Genomic DNA, 16,999 nt, shown 5'->3' with positions numbered 1-16,999 from the left:
CGGTCCGGCCCGGCGCCTACTTGCGCTCGATGCGGTAGCGCAGGACGAGGAACGGCAGCCCGAAGACCCGGAACGCGTGGTCGGCCCGCAGCCGGCCGTCGCTCAGGTAGACGTCGAGCTGCTCGGCGAAGCCGTCGACCGCGACGGAGGTCAGCTCCTCGGTGTCCGCGTCGATGTAGGTGAGGTAGTGGCCGGGCTGGTCGAGGTCACTACGGCTGGTCAGGACCAGGCCGCCGCCGGGGCGCGGCAGCGGTGCCAGCGTCGCGGTGAAGCTGGCCTGCGGCAGCGGGAAACCGACGCTCACGTAGCCCTGCCCGGCGCGCCGGTAGGTGGTGTAGATGCCGACGTAGATCGGCTCGTCGGTGTCCGCGTGGGCCCGGATCCAGCCCCGCACGACGCCGCCGTCCGGGCGGGTGATCGTGTCGACGCGGCTCACGACGCCGCGCTGCGTCTCGCGCTGGTTCATCGGGACGTTCGCCTGCCCGAGCGGCCGCGCGACCAGATGGCGGTAGAGCAGGTAGCCGGGCCGCACCCACAGCCGCCACTCGGGCACGATGTCCAGCCGGAACCGGGTGGTGTGCTCGTAGAACTCGCGCACCAGGGGGTCGACCCCGGCCGGGTCGAACCCCGGACCGGCCAGCTCGTCGAGCGAAGCCACGATGCCGACGTCGGACGCCGCCGCCGTGTACTCGCCGCCGAGCGCCTGCGCCAGCTCGCGTACGTAGCCGGTGCCGACGTAGCCGGTGCGGGCCGCGAGCGGCACGACGAACGGCAGGTCGCCAGCCCCAGCCCGCTCGGCGAGCAGCCTGACCTGCGGTTCGCGGAACAGCAGTGCCGACAGCCCCCGGAAGGCCACCACCACGGCGAAGGCGACGGCAGCCGCAGGCACACCGGGCCACAGTGCCGACATCGCCCAGCCCACGGCCAGGCCCACGACGGGCCCGAGCAGCACCTTGTACGGCCGGATGCCGAGCAGTCCGGTCAGCAGGCCCGCGAGCAGCCCGACGACGACCGGCCCGGCCCCGGTGACCGCGGCGAACGCCCAGCCCAGCGGCGCGGCCAGTGCGGCGCCGGCCAGGATGCGCGACCACAGCGCCGGGATCTCGTTCGGCCGCTGCCGTGCCCTGGCGACCACATCGGCGGCCACCATCACGACAGCTCCGGCGACCGCTCCGGCGGCCAGGACGGCAGGTCCCCGGCCCGCCGCGAGCGACGCTCCGGCCGCCGCGCCGATCACACCGGCCACGACCCACGAACCCTGCCGCTTCGTCTCCGCCACGCGGCGAATGTACCCGTGCCCGTCGTGCCGCATCCTGTGCCATCGTCGCGGGGCGCGGCGGCACGGACCGCCCCGCAGGTCACCGCGGCTCGGCGGGCGGGGTGGTGCGGTCCTCGCCGGGGGCGAGGTCGAGCTGCAGCCAGGTGACGTCGTGCCAGGAGCCGAGCTTCCAGCCGACTTTGCGGTAGGTCCCGACTTCGGAGTAGCCGAAGGCGTGGTGCAGTCCCATGCTGGCCTCGTTGGGTTGGGTCACGCCGCCCATGACCCGGCGGTATCCGCGGGCGGCGAGGGCGGGCAGCAGCGCGGCGTACAGCGCCCGCCCGCCGCCGGTGCGGCGGCGTCCGGTGTGGAGGTAGATGCTGGAGTCGCAGGCCCAGCGGTAGGCGGCACGGGTCCGGTGCTCCGTGCCGTAGGCGTAGCCGACGACGGTGCCGTCCACCTCCAGTACGAGCCACGCGTGGTGGCGGTTGGCGGCCGCGATGCGGCGTCCCATCTCCGCCACGGTGGGCGGCTCGGTTTCGAACGTGATCGCGGTGTCGGTGACGTACGGTGCGTAGATCGCGGCGCAGGCGGCGGCATCGTCCGCTGTCGCGCGGCGGATGTTCCCATCCCCACTCATGGCCACTATAGTAGTCTTCATGTCGACTATAGTGTCAATGGATCGCCGTGACCGATGATCTCAGCAAAGCCCTGGCCTCCACCGTGCGCGCCGCACGCGAGGAGCGGGCGCTCACCGTCGCGGCCCTGGCCGACGTCTCGGGCGTGTCCCGCGCCATGATCTCAAAGGTCGAGCACGCCGAGGCGCAGCCGACCGCGGCCCTGCTCGCCAAGCTGTCTGGCGCCCTCGGACTCACCCTGTCGGAACTGATCGCGCGGGCCGAAGGCGCCACGGCGCACCTTGCCCGTCGTGACGAGCAGCCGGTGTGGACCGACCCCGAGACCGGCTATACGCGCCGCGCGGTCTCGCCGTCAGCGAGCACTGCCCTGGAGCTGGTCGAAGTCGAGCTCCCGCCCGGCGCCGAGGTCGCCTACCCGGCGCAGGCCTACCGGTTCATCAATCAGCAGATCTGGATACTCTCCGGGCGCCTGCGCTTCGTCGAAGGCGATCAGGTCCACGAACTCGACGCCGGCGACTGCCTGCAACTCGGGCCTCCGGCCGACTGCGTGTTCGTCAACCCGACCGGGGCCCCGTGCCGCTACCTGGTCGTGCTCGACAAGCTCGCCGTCGCCAGATAGCCGGCCGGGCCGGGGCGCGAACCGCGCCCCGGCCCGCCCGCCGGTGGCTCAGAGCGTGAGGACCACCGTGGAGATGCTGCGTGCGCCGACGGAGACGGTGACCTGCCCGCCGTTCACGCTGGTCGGCTGGCCGGCCGCGTTGGCGTTCTGCGAGGTCAGGTAGTGCTCCGCCTTCGTGACCTGCTGCGGCGCCTGGATCACCGCGTTGTTGACCGCACTCGAAGTCCGGTTCAGGATCACCAGCGTGATCTTGCCGTCGCCCTGGTAGGCGGTCACCTCCAGCGGCGAGGTCCGGGAGTTCTTCGTCAGGGCGACCCGCTGGTAGCCGGGGCGGACATACTTGGCGTACTGCGAGAACGCGAAGCCCCGCTTCAGCGGAGCCCCGGCCGTGGTCCCGTAGGCGGCCTCGCCGTCGCCGATGAAGGAGTAGTAGCGCTTGCCGTACCACCAGATGTAGGCGCTCCAGTTCGACTCCATCGACCTGTGCACCGTGCGCATGATGTCGTCGAGCGTCTCGTTCCAGGCCGCCAGGTTGGCGGGGTTGCCCCAGATGTTGGAGCCGCTGCCGTCGGCCGCGTGCAGGTTCCACTCCGTCATCCACACCGGCTTGCCGTACTGGGCGGCTCGCGCGTACGGCGCCAGCCGGCCCGCGGACTCGGTGCCGTAGAGGTGGCCGCCGATGTAGCCGATGTTGTTGCGGGCGCACGCGTCGTTCAGGGTCGGATCGGTGTAGCTGTAGTTGAGGTTCACCGCCTCGGCGACCATCAACTTGGTGTTCTGCACCTTCGCGCCCTGGGCGCACAAGAAGTTCTGCAGTTCGGTGCCGCTCCAGTCCATCGAGTCGTAGTCCGGGTGCCAGTCCGGCTCGTTCTGCACCGAGGTGACGTCGATCGCCACCCCCTGATTGCGCATGTACTGGACGTAGCTGTTCAGATGGAGCGCGTAGTCGTCGTAGTAGTCGGTCTTCAGCTTGCCGCCGTTGATCCGGCTGTTGTTCGTCTTCCACGCCGCGGGCGCCGTCCAGGGCGATGCGATGATCTTCACCGCCGACCCGTACGACTTCGCGGTCTTCAGGGCGCTCACGTGCGTGGACCACTCACTGGAGACCGGCGAGACGCCCGTCCGCACGATCGACAGACCCAGCTGATTGGGGCCGAGTCCGACCAGCGTCTGCGTCTCGGCCGTCGACCAGGCTCCACCCCAGATGGAGACGGCCGCCCCGAACCCGTCGATCAGCTGGTATCTGGTGGCGGTGTTCAGTGTGATGTCCGGCGTGGCATTCGGTGGAGTGCTCGGGGACGTGCTCGGAGACGTGCTCGGTGACGCGCTGGGTGTGCTGCTCGGGGCCGTGCTGGGCGAGGTGGTCGGCCCGGGACCGCCGGTGCAGGCCACGCCGTTCAGCGCGAAGCCGGCCGGGGCCGGGTTGCTGGTGGTCCACGAGCCGTTGAAGCCGAACGACACCGTGCCGTTGGTCGGGACGGCTCCGTTGTAGCTCAGGTTCCGGGCGGTGACCGCCGCACCGCTCTGGGTCAGTGCGGTGTTCCAGAACTGCGTGACGGTCTGGCCGCCGCTGTATGACCAGGTCAGGGTCCAGCTCGTGAGCGGGTCGCCGAGATTGGTGATGGTGACGTCGGCTCCGAAGCCACCCTGCCATTGCGACGACACCGCGTAGTTCACCGTGCAGCCTGCGGCTGCCGCCGTGGCGGGCATCGCGACGGCGACCGCGGTCGATGCGATCAGCACGGAGCCGAGCGCCACCAGGGCGCCGTGGACCGCTCTGTGGGTTCTCAACGATCTCTCCTCGGATTCGGGCCGAACCGCCCGGCGCGACCAGGCGGTTCAGGGCGTGACGTATCGCCGTGACCGGTCGCGCCGCAGCTGGGCACGGCTGGTCACGGTGTTGCTGCATACCCGGTGAGGACAAGCGGGGATGACAGTCCTAATGCACCGTGGAGCGCGTCATGAGAAGACGCCGCCCGCTCCAGGGGGTGCCTCCGGCGCTGCACCCTTGATGCGCCGGACTGTCCCGCCCATCGAATGTGACCGATAACATCGCGCGCGTCAAGGGCGGCGAGAATGTTTCGGACGGCCGGTGCGACCCGATCCGCTTCGGATCATCCGAAGCGGATCGGGGCTGGTGCCTCGCCGTGACGGCGGTGGGGCACCCTTTGCGGCGAGTGGTCAGAACGGCTCGGTCTGGTATACGCCGCCGTCCTTGAGGTCCGTGTGGGCCCGCATTCTCACCTGGTCACTCGCGTCGGTCCGCAGGGCGTCGGTGTAGTTGCGCCCGCCGGCCGTGATGGTGCGCCTGCCGAAGGCCTTCCAGTGAGCGCCGCCGTCGGTGGTGCGCTCGATCCAGATGACGTCGCCGGGCTTCGCCATGGTCAGGCGGGTCCAGACGTACTGCACGTGGTCGATGTTCCCGACTCGAAGCTCGAGCGTGCGGCCTTCGGCGCCCTTGGACTGGACGCTCTTCTTGTCTGTTGCGGCCGTAGGGTCGACCATCTGGTCCTGAGGCGTGGTGACAGACATGGTTCCTCCTCGGGAGGCTGTGTCTGAACGGGATTGCCGGATACCGGTCTCCGGGCGCCGGTTCGCGGAGGAGTGGCGGCAGGTGAACCAGGGCCGTGGCATCGCCTTGCCCATTGATCCTCGTGGCGGATCCGCTTCGGCCGCCGGATCCTGGGGGCCCCGTTGCGGGGAGCGTCTGCCACTGTGTACGGCTGCGGGTCAACTCCGCGTTCCGCCGGCATTGCTTTCTGGATGAAGTATGGCCTTCACCTGCCGTGTTCCGGGTGATCAGCCCGCTGACCCGGGTTCAACTTTAGCAGCTCAGGGTGCGTTTCCGGGATAGCCGGTGCGCTTTTTGCTGCTACCCGGGTACAAGCACAGTGGAACGAATGCGCGCGGCGAAGTCCGCCCGCTGAGTTTGCGTGGTGTCACGCGCATCGGCGACTTATCCCGTATACGTATAAACAAGATGATTTGCGCATAACAGAGGGATCGTGTCTTGCTCACGACGTAGCGGAGGTGCGGCATGAGGCCGAAGGTCTTCATGGACAGCGACCGCGACGTCGCCGGCTACCACCGGGCGTCGTCATGGTGGCAGCGCACGAGCGCGTACGTGGCCGAACTGCAGGCCCAGCTCAATACGATCAAGTCGCGAGGGCTCACGCCCGTGCAGCAGCAGATCGCCGACAAGGCGGACACGCATCTACGGGCCGCCAGGGACGCGGCGAACAAGAGAAGACTGCTGTGGCCGGACCTCGCCGGTTCCGACATCGACCGGGCGTTCGCCAACATCCACCGGGCCGAGCTGAAGATCCTGCGCCTGACGCCCACCGAGGAGCTTGCCGAGCTGGGCCCGTTCCTGGTCGAGACCGGCCGTCAGCACCTGAAGCCCACGGACCGGCGCCTCAAGGCGCTCGAGGAGCGGCTGGGCGGCAACGGTTACAAAGTCACCGAGGACATGCGGGAGCTGGCGGTGTCGGTGCTGCTGGCCTCCCAGGTGGCGGAGGAGCAGGAGAGGGCGCAGGCGCGTAGCTTCCGCAACATCCTGCTCGCGTCGATCCTGGTCACGTCGGCGATCGCCGTGCTGTTCATCCTGTGGGCGTTCAAGGACCCGATGCCGATCGCCTCGAAGCTCTGCTTCACCCCCAAGGACGACCAGACGTACGTGTGCCCGATCGGAGTCGTGCCCAGCGGCAGGGACGTCCTGCTCGTGGAGGCCTTCGGCGCCGGGGCGGCCGCGCTGGCGGCCGCGGTGTCGCTGCGCGGGATCCAGGGCACGTCGACGCCGTACTGGGTGCCGCTGATGCTGGTGCTGCTGCGGTTGCCGGTCGGTGCCCTGGCCGCGCTCATGGGCCTGGTGCTCATCCACGGCGGTTTCGTGCCCGGCCTGTCGAACCTGGACAGCCCGGCGCAGATCGTAGCCTGGGCAATCATCTTCGGCGTGGCGCAGGAGAGCGTCACGCGGCTGGTGGACATCCAGGGCAGGAAGGTTCTCGACAACGTACGCGGACCCGAGCGCGACGGCGAGGTGAGTCTCATCCGCGACGAGCACCCGCCTGCCTGACGTGCCGCCGCAGACTCGGATCCGGCACCGTTTGCGGACAGCGGCAGGTGGGGATATGCGCCCGGTGAGCCAACCAGATCTCGACCCCGAGCAGTACCCGCCGATCGACCCCTCGGCTCCCATCCCCGACGATCCGCGGGAGCTGTCGCCGGAGACCCCCGACACCCTGCCGGAGGCACCGGTCGAGCCCGAGCCGGGCGAGGGTGAGGCGGGCGGCGTACGCGAACCCGCGTAGCCGCCCCACCGCCTCAGCGGCCGGACGGGGCCGCCTCGGGCATGAGCGCGAGCCGCAGCTGGGTGCGGCCCGCCACCCCCAGCTTGTGGTATGCCCGCTGCAGGTGGTTCTCCACCGTGCGCACCGACAGCACCAGCCGGGCCGCGATGGCGGCGTTGTCCAGGCCGGACGCGGCCAGCTCGCACACCTCCTGCTCCCGCGCCGTGAGCGCGCTCGCGACCGGCGGCGCGGCGGGATGCCACTGCGGCCACCAGCCCTCGCACCGCTCGCGCACCAGCTGGATGCGATGCGTGACGGCGTTGGCCCGCCGCAGGTCGCCCCGGCGCTGGTACGCGCTCGCCGCAGGCGCCAGCGCCTCCATCGCCAGCCGCAGGTGCCCACGCTCCTCGAACGCGGTCGCGACGTGGTCGAGCACGATCGGATCACGCCGGGCCAGGCCGTCGGCGAGCTCGGCCCACAGCCCGAACAGCGGGCTGTCGCACTGGTGCGCGATCTCCCGCAGCCGCCGGGCGGTGTCGACGTCGGGGTCGAGGCGGGCCAGCAGGTGCAGGCGCTCGGCGGCGAGGGTGAGCATGCCCCGGGACAGGGACGCCTGCAGCTGCTCGCGCAGGGTCCGCACGGCGGTGTCGCGCTGCCCGGCGGAGACCGCGAGCCACGCCTGGGCCAGCGCGGCCTCCTTGGCGGGGGTGCCGTGCGGGGGCAGCGCGGCGGCGAGCTGGTCGAGGGCGGCGCGGGCGTCGTCGAGGTCGCCCTGCTGCGCGGCGGTCCAGGCGTAGGTGGACAGCACGTTCTCGCTGATCGGGAACAGGGTGTGCGGATCGATGAGGCTGCGGGCCTCGCGCAGCCAGCGGCGGGCGTCGGCCAGCCGGCCGCCGTGGTACGCGCACTTGCCGATGATCATCGCGAGCAGGGCGACGGCGTCGGGCGCGCCGCGGGTGAGCGCGTCGCGGTAGTACCCGGCGGCGAGTTCGGCGGCCCGGGGCGCCTGCCCGGCCAGCAGCAGGGCCTGCACGTGGCAGGTCTGGGCGGCGGCGCGCATGACCGGCCACACCTCGGGCGGGGCCGCCTGGCCGCTGTCGAACATCGCCGCCGCGCGGACGGGCTGCCCGGCGGCGATGAGCAGGTACGGCCGCAGCGGCGCGACCGCCATCCGCAGCACCAGGTCACGGGGCGGGTGCTCGTCCAGCGCGGCGACGGTCGACGCGGCGGCCGCGGCGGATCCGGTGAGCACGGCCAGCGCCGCCTCGGCGGCCAGCAGGCCGGGCCGGGCGTCCGGCGGGAGGGCTGCCGCGGCGGTGGCGAGCAGGTCCCGGGCGGTATCGACCTGGCGCAGGCCGAGGAAGGTGTTGAGGACCAGCAGCGCGGCAGCCTCGGCCCGCTCGTGCGGGTCGGTCAGCTGCTCGTACGCCGTGACCAGATGGGTCTGCGCGGCCTCGACGCGGTCCTGGGCGACCAGCGCGCGGCCCAGCTGCCAGGCGGCGTGCGGGCCTTCGGCGCGGGCGGCGATCCGGGCGGCGCGGGCGGCGTCGCCACGGGCCAGGAACCACTGCGCGGCGGCGACGGCGTCGGCGGCGGGGACCTGGTCGCCCGCCTCGCAGCGCCAGGCGGTGACGTGCATCGCGTGCTCGGCCGCGCCGTTCGAGGTCTGCGCCAGGGCGTCGGCCAGCTCGCGCAGCATGCGCCGTTCCCGCAGCGCGCCGGTGTGCGCCTGGGCGACCTCGGCGTACAGCGGGTGGGCGATGGCCAGCGACGCGTCGCGGCCGGTCCCGACGAGGTGGATGATGCCCCGTTCTTCGAGGCTCTCGGCGGCGGCGGGGTCGAGCAGCCGGTCCAGGGCGGTCAGCGGCGCGGCCCCGGCGCGGGCGATGTACTGCAGCGCCTGCAGTTCGGGCGCGGTGAGGGTGCCGCCGGTCTCGGCGATCATGTCGCAGCGGTGCGGGTGGTGGGCCTCGTCGACGGGCCAGGTCCAGACGCCGTGGTGGCGGGCCAGCTCGCCGCTGTCCAGGCCGCAGCGCAGGGTCTCGCGCAGCAGCAGGGGATTGCCCTGGGTGAGGTGCCACAGGGCGTTGCGGGTCAGCCCGTCGGCGGGGTCGCCGAGGGCGGCGCTGATGAGGTCGGCGAACCCGTCCTGGCTGAACGGCGCGAGGTCCAGGCGGTCCAGGCGGCTGTGGCGGCGCAGCGCCGCGACGGGGGAGCGGCCGAGGTCGCCGGTGCGGACGGTGGCGACGACGCGCAGCCCGGTCTCGGTGCTCATCCGCTGCAGCAGCGCGGTCGAGGTGTCGTCGAGCCAGTTGAGGTCGTCGACGCCGACCAGCACCGGACGGCCCTGCGCGAGCGTCTCGATGCGCCGCATCGCCTCGGTGAGCAGGTCGGTGGGGTGGGCGGCGGGCTCGGCGACCAGGTGCCCGAACGCGCCGAACGGCACCTCGTGCCAGCCGTAGGTCGCGGTGGCCCGCAGCACGAGGCGGCTGCCGTCGTCGGCGCCGGTGAGCACCTCGTCGAGCAGGCGGCTCTTGCCGGAGCCGGGATCGCCGGTGATCAGGGCGCCGCGTCCGCCGGCCAGGGTCCGGGCGATCGCGGCCCGTTCGGCCTGGCGGCCGGTGAACGGCCAGGGTCTGTCCAGTCGCGCGAGATGCGTCGGTGCGTCCGGCATTGTTCCCACCCGTCGTGCCCGGCGCGCGGTCCCGTACCGGCGCTTGCCAACGCTAACCGACGGCTACGGCTGGCTCACTGTGATAACGGTCCTGAGTAGCCGGTCGCGCAGCTGACAGTCCGCTGCTGAACTGGGTTTCTGAAGGTTTCCTTCACGCCGGAGATGACCTTGGAGTCAAGTTCCGGACAGGTGGCCGCGCATGCAACCCGTCGGCCGGCCGACAGCGACGGCCCCGGCGGCCGCCGCGGCCGCTCCGGAATGGAGTAGCCGCCACTCATGTGCGCACCCCCTTGCCCGGCCGATGCTCGATACCGAACGAGCCGCCCGCCAAACCGGCGAGCGGACGAACCGAGAAACAAAGGGGATCGCCATGTCGATCAGCGACGTCGTCCGCAACTGGACCGACGAGTTCCACCGCGCTACCACGCCCGAGCTGTCGCAGGCCGCCCACCCGGCCGGCCTGGTCGAGATGAGCCGCGACGAGCTGCAGACCGTCGCCGGCGGCGCGGCCATCGACGGCCACACCAGCATGTGCTGCCACTGCGTGTGCTGACACCGCCGCGCGCCCGGCACCGGGCACGTGCGCTCATCCGGGGGCCCAGGCCGGTGGACGGCCTGGGCCCCCGGGTCCACATCCGACCTGGAAAGAGGCATCAGACCGCGATGGCCCTGCACGCCGCACTCAACCTGCGCGAACGGCTGGCGCTGCCGGCCCCCGGCACCGGCGGAGCGGCCTCCGACCGCGCCCGCTGGCGGCTGACCCGCTGGCGCGAGCTGGACGCGTTCACCGGCACCGCGCTGTGGACTGAACGCCTCGCCGCCGACCAGCTCGACGAACCGGAACTGCTCCGGCTGCTCGACGACACCCCCGACCAGCTGCGCCACCGCGCCGGCGGGGACCCCGGCTGGATCACCGCCCTGCACCACCGCTACGCCGGGCCGGTGGCCGACCTGCCGCTCGAGGCTTCCACGGACCGGCCGATGGCGGCCGCCGCGGTGATCGCAGCGCCCCTGGTCGCCCACGCGACCCGGCAGGTCACCGAGCACGCCCGGCGGCTCGCCACGGCCACCCCGGACGCGCCGTTCGACCCGGACACCGTCGCCGCGGTAACCGTGCCCGGCCTGCTGTCCGAGCTGGTCGTGCAGCTGAGCCGGGCGGCCGTGCTCGAACTCAACATCGCCCGGCTGCACGAGCAGCAGCCGCCCGCCGACCCGGCCGAGCGCTTCCACACCTTCTTCGCGCGCCTGCGCGAGCCCGCCGCGGCACTGGCGTTCCTCACCGCGTACCCGGTGCTGGCGCGCCAGGTGCTGGGCACGGCCGACCGCTGGGCCGTACGCACCTGCGAGCTGCTCGACCGGCTGGCCGCCGACGCCGCCCTGCTGCGGCACACCTTCACCGGCGGCGCCCCGCTCGGCGTGCTCACCGCCGCCGACGAGACCGGCGACCCGCACCACGGCGGGCGGCGCGTGCTGCTCGCGCGGTTCAGCAGCGGGACCACCGTCGTGTACCGGCCCCGCGACGTCGCGGTCGAAGCGCGCTACGCCGACCTCGTCACCTGGCTGAACGAGCGCGGCGCCGACCTGCGCGCCTGCACCGTCGTGGCCCGGCCGGGCTACGGCTGGGCCGAGTTCCTCCCGGCGGACACGTCCACCGGCGACGCCGCGGCGTACGCCCGCCGCCGAGGCGGCCTGCTCGCGCTGCTGTACGCGCTGGGCGCCACCGACTTCCACGACGAGAACCTCGTCACCCACGGCGGGCACCCGGTGCCGATCGACCTGGAGACGCTGTTCACCCCTGCCGTGACCGAGCGGCGCAGCGCCGTCGCGGACTCCGTGCTCGGCGTGGGCGCCCTGCCGACCGGCGACGCCGTGGCCGCCGGGCGGGCCTGCGGCTGCACGCGGTGGGTAGGCGTCGGCACCGACCTGATGCGGCTGGAACTCGCCCCCGCGCACACCCACGCCGTCGCCGCCCCCGGCATCGACCTCGCCGGGTACGCCGAAGACGTCGTGCACGGCTTCCGGGTGACCTACGCGCTGCTGCGTGCAGCACGCGCCGAGCTGGCAGCCGAGGACGGCCCGCTGGCCGCGTTCGCCGCCGACGAGATCCGGGTGGTGCTGCGGCCCACCCGCACCTACCGCAGGCTCGCCGAGGCCGCCCTGCACACCGACCACCTGCGCGACGGCCTGGACCGCGACCGGCTGCTCGACTGGCTGTGGAGCGGCGTGGCCCAGCTGCCGCGGCTGCGCGACTTCGTCGCCGCCGAACGGTCCGACCTCGACGCCGGGGACGTGCCGCGCTTCACGGCCCGCGCCGGTGCCACCGGGCTGGGCACCGGGTCCGGCGACACGGTGCCGGACGTGCTGGTGCGCAGCGGGCTGGCCGAAGCGCATCGGCGGCTGCGCGGGCTGGGCGACACCGACCTGGCCCGCCAGGTCTGGCTGATCCGTGCCGCGTACGCCGCCCAGGCCGACGGGGCGGGCGCACCGCATGCCATCGTGCGCTGGCAGCTGCCCGACCTCGCCGTCCAGGTGACGGGGCCCCGGCCGGGCGTCGCCGAATCGGCGCTGCCGAAGGTGCGGCGGCGCGCGCTGGACGCCGCCGCCGCGATCGGTGACCGGATCGTCGAGCTGTCCGACGACGACGGCTGGTTCGCCCTGAACCCGGCGGGCACCGGCTGGCAGGTGGGCCGGGCCGCCGACCACCTCTACGACGGCACCGCCGGCATCGCGCTGTTCCTGGCCGCGCTCGGCGCCCACACCGGCGAGGAGCGGTTCATCGACACGGCCGACCGGGCCGCCGGGCGGCTGGCGGCCAGGATCGCCCAGCGGGCGGTCGCGGGCACGTCGATCGGCGCGTTCACCGGCTGGAGCGGCCTGTCCTACTGCTACGGCCACCTGGCCGCCCTCGGCCACCGGCCCGCCCGCACGACCGCCGAGCTGATCGCCGCCCGGCTGGACACCCTCATCGGGACCGGGACGGTGCTCGACGTCGTCGACGGCGCCGCAGGCTGCGTACTGGCGCTGCTGTCGGGGGACGACACCGACCGGATGTTTCCCCTGGCCCGCAGGGCTGCGGACCTGCTCCTACAGCCGCCGGACGGGCCGCGCCTCGGCGGCTTCTCGCACGGCACCGCAGGCCAGGCCGCCGCGCTGGCGGCGATGTGGCACGCCACCGGGCAGCAGCGCTACCTCGACGGCGCGCTGGCCGCCCTCGCCCACGACCGCAGCCTCTTCGACCCGGCTCGCGGCAACTGGGCCGACCTGCGTGAACCCGGCCGGTTCAGCCTCACCTGGTGCCACGGCGCCCCCGGCATCGGGCTGTCCCGGCTGCGCATCCGCGCCGCGCTCGGCATCCGCCCCGGCGCCGCTCCGGCCGGACTGCCGCAGGGGGCGGCGTCCGCGACCGGCGCCGCCCGATCGCTCCGCCCGGCCCCAGGTGGGTATCCGTCCAGCCCGGCCGATGTGCCCGGCGGCGAGCACGAGCGGCTCACCGCCGAGATCGCTGTCGCGGTGCGGACGACCCTGGCGGGCGGATTCGGGCGTAACCACTCGCTGTGCCACGGCGACCTGGGCAACCTCGACCTGCTGCTGGCCGCGGGCGTGCCCGACCCGACCGTGGCCGCCGTCGCCGAGGCGATCCTCGACGACGGCCAGACCTACGGCTGGCGCTCGGCCAATCCGACCGGCCATCCGTCGCCCGAGCTGATGACCGGCCTGTCCGGCGTCGGCTACGGCCTGCTGCGCCTGGCCTCGCCCGAGACGGTGCCCTCGCTGCTGATGCTCGCGCCCCCGACTACGACCACGACCTGGAGCAAGCCATGAGACGACTGCTGGCGAGCTGGTGGCGGCGCATCCGCGGCGTGCCCGTGGTGCTGCAGATGGCCGAGGCCGACTGCGGCGCCGCCTGCCTGACCATGGTGCTGCGCCGCCACGGCCTGCCCGCGACCCTGTCCGGCGTACGCGACGACATCGGCGTCGGCCGCGACGGCGTCAGCGCCTGGGCCGTCATCGACGCCGCCACCCGCCACGGCCTGACCGCCAAGGCCTACCGGGCCACCCCGCAGGCCGTCAGGCAGGTGCCGCTGCCCGCGATCGCGCACTGGGAGCACGACCACTTCGTCGTCGTAGAGCGCGTCGGGCGGCGCGGCGCTCGCATCGTCGACCCCGCGCTCGGCCGCAGGCTCATCACCCCTGACGATCTCGCGGCGAGCCTCGGCGCCACCGTCATCGCCCTCACCCCCGGCGGCGCCGCGAGCGCTCCGGCCCGCCCGGTCCGGGTCCCGGTGCGGCAGCGGCTGGACCGAGCCCGCGCGGCCGTCGGCCGGTTCCTGCCCGCGCTCGGCGCCGTGTTCGGCGTGTCGCTGCTGCTGCAGCTGCTCGGGCTGGCGCTGCCGCTGGCCACCACCGTCGCGTTCGACGAGATCATGCCCGCGCGCGAGACGTCGCTGATGCCGTACCTGGCCGTCGGCATCGGCGCGCTGGTGCTCACCCAGTTCGCCGTTGCGCACCTGCGGTCGATGATGCTGGTGAACCTGCAGACCCGCGTCGACCGGGAGCTGATGACCCGGCTGTTCGGGCACCTGCTGCGGCTGCCGTACGCGTTCTTCCAGCAGCGCTCCAGCGGCGACCTGATGCAGCGGCTGTCCAGCAGCATCCTGCTGCGCGAGCTGGTCACCGCGCAGGTGCTCACCGCTGTGATCGACGGCGGCCTGGTCACCGTCTACTTCGCCGTCCTGGCCACCCGTGACACCGAGTTCGCGCTGCTGGCGGCGGGCATCGGCCTGGCGCAGGTGCTGGCGGTCGCGGTCGTCAACAGCCGCCTCATCCGGCTCAGCCACCGCCAGCTCAACGTGCAGGCCGAAGCCGAGAGCGCGCTGATGGAGGCGCTGTCGGGCATCGCGACCGTCAAGTCGATGGGCGTCGAGCGGCAGGTCTACGACAGCTGGCTGACCCGATACGACGCGGCGCTGCGGGTCGACCGGGCACAGAACCGGCTGACGTCCACCGTCGGCAACGTCACCGCCGCGGTCGGGCTGGCGGGGCCGCTGGCGCTGCTGTGGCTGGGCACCGCCCGGATGTTCGAGGGCGGCATGAGCCTGGGGGAGATGCTCGGCCTGCAGGCGCTGGCCATGTCGTTCCTGGTGCCGCTGTCGTCGCTGGTGTCCAGCGCGCAGGTGCTGCAGTCGGTCGTCTCGCACCTGCAACGGCTGCGCGACGTGTTCGCCGCCCGCCCCGAGACCGGCGACGGCGAGGCGCTCGACACGCCACGGCTGCGCGGCGCGATCCAGGTGCGCGGGGTCAGCTTCCGCTACGACGCGCAGAGCCCGTACGTGCTGCGCGACGTCTCGTTCGACATCCTGCCCGGACAGAAGGTCGCCGTGGTGGGCGCGTCCGGCTGCGGCAAGAGCACCCTGGCCATGCTGCTGACCGGCCTGTACCGGCCGACCGAGGGCGAGATCAGCTTCGACGGGGTGCCGCAGGCACGGATCGCGCCGCAGGCCCTGCGCCGCCAGTTCGGCGTCGTGCTGCAGGAGAGCTACCTGTTTCGCGACTCGATCCGCCGCAACGTCGCGCTGGCCGACCCGGGCGCGACCGCCGAGCGGATCCGCGCCGCCGCCGCCATCGCCGGCATCGACGCCGACATCGACGCCATGCCGATGGGCTACGACACCCGCGTCGCCGAGCGCGGCCAGGCCCTGTCCGGCGGGCAGCGCCAGCGGCTGTCCATCGCCCGCGCCGTCGTCGGCGATCCGGCGGTGCTGCTGCTCGACGAGGCCACCAGCCACCTCGACGTCGCCACCGAACGCCGCGTCGACCAGGCGATCTCCGCCCTGCGCTGCACCCGCATCGTCATCGCGCACCGGCTGAGCACCGTACGCAACGCCGACAAGATCATCGTCCTGGCCGGTGGCCGCATCGCCGAGCAGGGCAGCCACGACGAGCTGCTCGCCGCCCGCGGGGTGTACGCCGAACTCGTCGCCAGCCAGCTCGACGGCTCCACCACCCCCGCCGAAGGAGAACTGCCGTGCCTGCAGCCCACCCGGTGACACCGTTCCGGCGGGTCCTCGTGGCCGCCTGCGGATCCAGCGATGTGGTCACCCTGCCCCAGTCCGTCCTCGCCATGCGCTTCGCGCTCGGCCTGCAGGTGCGCGTCGTGCTCTCGGCCGCCGCCGCGTCGTTCGTCACCGCGAAGGCGTTCACGGCGGTGACCGGCGAGCCCGCGTACGACGACGGCACCGCTGAGGCGCCCGGGGTCGCGCACCTCGACCTGGGCCGGTGGGCCGACCTCGTGCTGGTCATGCCCGCCACCGCCAACACCATCGGCAAGGCCGCCCACGGCATCGCCGACAGCCTGCTCACCACCTGCGTCCTCGCCGCCTCCGCGCCCGTGGTGTTCGTGCCGTCCATGAACGCGGCGATGTGGGACCGCCCGGCCGTGCAGCGCAACATCGAGCAGCTGCGCGCCGACGGGCACGGCGTCGTGCCGCCCGTCGGGGTGCTCGCCCTGAGCACGGGCACGGTCACCGGCCGCGGCGCGCCGCCCATCGGCGAAGTGCTGCAGTGGGCCGCGACGTTCGTGGGGGAGCGCCGCGATGGCTGAGCCGAGGATGTCCCGTACCGCCGTCGCGGCGGCCGCGGTCGGGCTGGGCCTGCTGGCCGCCGCGGCGGTGCCGTTCGTGCGGGCGTACGCCGAGTCGCCGCGGCACCGGCCCGCCGCCTCGTTCGGGGTCGCCGCCGAGCAGGCCGGCTGCGACGCGGAGCTGACCGACCCGGTCTCCGGCGTCGGCATGCACGTCGGACCCGGCACCTCCCAGCCGACCGCCACCCGCGTGGGCTACGAGACCGTGCCTCCCTCGTCCGGGCCGCACTACGTCTACCCCGCCCAGCGGGCCCGGCGTTTCTACCTGCCGCAGGACCGGCCGGCGATGGAGGAGCTGGTGCACAACCTCGAACACGGCTACACCGTCGTGTGGTACACCGGCACGCTGCCCGCCGACGAGGTCGAGGAGCTGCGCGAACTCGCGGTGAAGCTCGGCGGCGACGCGTACGGCGAGAAGTTCATCGTCTCGGCCTGGGACGACAGCTACGGCGCCTTCCCGGCCGGGCGGCCCCTGGCCATGTCGCACTGGGGCCGCACGGCCGGCTACCGGCAGTTCTGCGCCCGCGTCAGCGGCGCGGCGATCGAACGGTTCGTGCTCGCGCACCCGGCCACCGACGCTCCCGAGGTCGACGGCATGTGACGGAGTGCCGCGGTCACTTCTTGATGATGATCGCGGGTGCGGCGAGCGTGTACAGCGTGGTCAGCACTGCGGCCACGGTGAGCACGGCACCGGTGACCTTGACCGCGGCGCGGTCCTTGCGCGACTTGTCCATCGGAGTCCTCCTTCGATTCAGCCTGCGCACATCATCGGTACGCCGGTGCCCGCCGTCAATGATCGACATCGATGTCCTTGCTGCGCGGCCGGTGGTGACTTCGTGCGTGTGCGCCATGCCGGGGAATCCTGGCGACGGGCGACGATC

Annotated in this window: 13 protein-coding genes; 8 read left to right on the top strand and 5 right to left on the bottom strand. The window is 73.0% G+C overall.

Annotated elements, in window-relative coordinates; genetic code table 11:
* Nucleotides 1–16 precede the first annotated feature (16 nt).
* Nucleotides 17–1,279 (bottom strand): hypothetical protein, encoded by a 1,263-nt coding sequence (locus tag Cba03nite_RS24015; protein WP_239125982.1) that lies wholly within the window; start codon nucleotides 1,277–1,279, stop codon nucleotides 17–19.
* 79 nt (nucleotides 1,280–1,358) lie between these two features.
* Entirely contained in the window at nucleotides 1,359–1,898 is a 540-nt protein-coding gene (locus Cba03nite_RS24010) for an arsinothricin resistance N-acetyltransferase ArsN1 family B (RefSeq protein WP_203750406.1), read from the bottom strand.
* Nucleotides 1,899–1,945: 47 nt separating this feature from the next.
* Here Cba03nite_RS24010 and Cba03nite_RS24005 point away from each other — a divergent pair, with 47 nt between their 5' ends.
* Entirely contained in the window at nucleotides 1,946–2,515 is a 570-nt protein-coding gene (locus tag Cba03nite_RS24005) for a helix-turn-helix domain-containing protein (protein WP_203750403.1), read from the top strand.
* Between the two features lie 48 nt (nucleotides 2,516–2,563).
* Here the strand turns inward: Cba03nite_RS24005 and Cba03nite_RS24000 are convergent, their stop codons facing one another.
* A complete protein-coding gene (locus Cba03nite_RS24000) occupies nucleotides 2,564–4,225 on the bottom strand; it encodes a cellulose binding domain-containing protein (protein WP_203750605.1) in 1,662 nt (553 codons plus the stop codon).
* Nucleotides 4,226–4,696: 471 nt separating this feature from the next.
* Nucleotides 4,697–5,047, bottom strand: coding sequence for a hypothetical protein (locus tag Cba03nite_RS23995; protein ID WP_203750400.1), 351 nt, complete (start codon nucleotides 5,045–5,047; stop codon nucleotides 4,697–4,699).
* Nucleotides 5,048–5,552: 505 nt separating this feature from the next.
* On the opposite strand from Cba03nite_RS23995, the gene Cba03nite_RS23990 reads away from it, so the two are divergent.
* Entirely contained in the window at nucleotides 5,553–6,590 is a 1,038-nt protein-coding gene (locus Cba03nite_RS23990) for a hypothetical protein (protein WP_203750398.1), read from the top strand.
* A gap of 64 nt (nucleotides 6,591–6,654) precedes the next feature.
* Complete coding sequence (locus Cba03nite_RS23985; protein ID WP_203750396.1) at nucleotides 6,655–6,825, top strand: hypothetical protein; 171 nt, start codon at nucleotides 6,655–6,657, stop codon at nucleotides 6,823–6,825.
* A 13-nt stretch (nucleotides 6,826–6,838) separates the two neighbouring features.
* Here the strand turns inward: Cba03nite_RS23985 and Cba03nite_RS23980 are convergent, their stop codons facing one another.
* Entirely contained in the window at nucleotides 6,839–9,478 is a 2,640-nt protein-coding gene (locus Cba03nite_RS23980) for a helix-turn-helix transcriptional regulator (RefSeq protein ID WP_203750394.1), read from the bottom strand.
* Between the two features lie 370 nt (nucleotides 9,479–9,848).
* Here Cba03nite_RS23980 and Cba03nite_RS23975 point away from each other — a divergent pair, with 370 nt between their 5' ends.
* From Cba03nite_RS23975 to Cba03nite_RS23955, 5 genes are all read left to right on the top strand, one after another.
* A complete protein-coding gene (locus tag Cba03nite_RS23975; protein WP_203750392.1) occupies nucleotides 9,849–10,031 on the top strand; it encodes a mersacidin/lichenicidin family type 2 lantibiotic in 183 nt (60 codons plus the stop codon).
* Nucleotides 10,032–10,141: 110 nt separating this feature from the next.
* Nucleotides 10,142–13,300: a type 2 lanthipeptide synthetase LanM family protein gene (locus Cba03nite_RS23970; protein ID WP_203750390.1), complete on the top strand. Its 3,159-nt coding sequence runs from the start codon at nucleotides 10,142–10,144 to the stop codon at nucleotides 13,298–13,300.
* Nucleotides 13,297–15,525 carry a peptidase domain-containing ABC transporter gene (locus tag Cba03nite_RS23965; RefSeq protein ID WP_203750387.1) on the top strand — a complete coding sequence of 743 codons (2,229 nt, stop codon included), beginning with the start codon at nucleotides 13,297–13,299 and terminating at the stop codon, nucleotides 15,523–15,525. The genes Cba03nite_RS23970 and Cba03nite_RS23965 overlap by 4 nt, the downstream gene beginning before the upstream one ends.
* Nucleotides 15,504–16,079, top strand: a complete 576-nt coding sequence (locus tag Cba03nite_RS23960) for a flavoprotein (protein ID WP_203750384.1) — start codon at nucleotides 15,504–15,506, stop codon at nucleotides 16,077–16,079. The genes Cba03nite_RS23965 and Cba03nite_RS23960 overlap by 22 nt, the downstream gene beginning before the upstream one ends.
* A complete protein-coding gene (locus Cba03nite_RS23955) occupies nucleotides 16,072–16,719 on the top strand; it encodes a DUF3105 domain-containing protein (RefSeq protein WP_203750381.1) in 648 nt (215 codons plus the stop codon). Before Cba03nite_RS23960 ends, Cba03nite_RS23955 begins: the two co-directional genes overlap by 8 nt.
* Nucleotides 16,720–16,999 lie beyond the last annotated feature (280 nt).

Origin of the sequence: Catellatospora bangladeshensis, assembly GCF_016862575.1 — a bacterium.
Classification (GTDB): domain Bacteria; phylum Actinomycetota; class Actinomycetes; order Mycobacteriales; family Micromonosporaceae; genus Catellatospora; species Catellatospora bangladeshensis.
This window is presented reverse-complemented; position numbering and strand designations above follow the sequence as displayed.

Excerpts from the sequence above, each read along its gene's own strand:
- Cba03nite_RS24000 (WP_203750605.1), bottom strand. The coding sequence starts at position 4,225 with ATGCCCGCCACGGCGGCAGCCGCAGGCTGCACGGTGAACTACGCGGTG.
- Cba03nite_RS24010 (WP_203750406.1), bottom strand. The coding sequence starts at position 1,898 with ATGAGTGGGGATGGGAACATCCGCCGCGCGACAGCGGACGATGCCGCC.
- Cba03nite_RS23995 (WP_203750400.1), bottom strand. The coding sequence starts at position 5,047 with ATGTCTGTCACCACGCCTCAGGACCAGATGGTCGACCCTACGGCCGCA.
- Cba03nite_RS23975 (WP_203750392.1), top strand. The coding sequence starts at position 9,849 with ATGTCGATCAGCGACGTCGTCCGCAACTGGACCGACGAGTTCCACCGC.
- Cba03nite_RS23990 (WP_203750398.1), top strand. The coding sequence starts at position 5,553 with ATGAGGCCGAAGGTCTTCATGGACAGCGACCGCGACGTCGCCGGCTAC.
- Cba03nite_RS23965 (WP_203750387.1), top strand. The coding sequence starts at position 13,297 with ATGAGACGACTGCTGGCGAGCTGGTGGCGGCGCATCCGCGGCGTGCCC.
- Cba03nite_RS23980 (WP_203750394.1), bottom strand. The coding sequence starts at position 9,478 with ATGCCGGACGCACCGACGCATCTCGCGCGACTGGACAGACCCTGGCCG.
- Cba03nite_RS23955 (WP_203750381.1), top strand. The coding sequence starts at position 16,072 with ATGGCTGAGCCGAGGATGTCCCGTACCGCCGTCGCGGCGGCCGCGGTC.
- Cba03nite_RS23970 (WP_203750390.1), top strand. The coding sequence starts at position 10,142 with ATGGCCCTGCACGCCGCACTCAACCTGCGCGAACGGCTGGCGCTGCCG.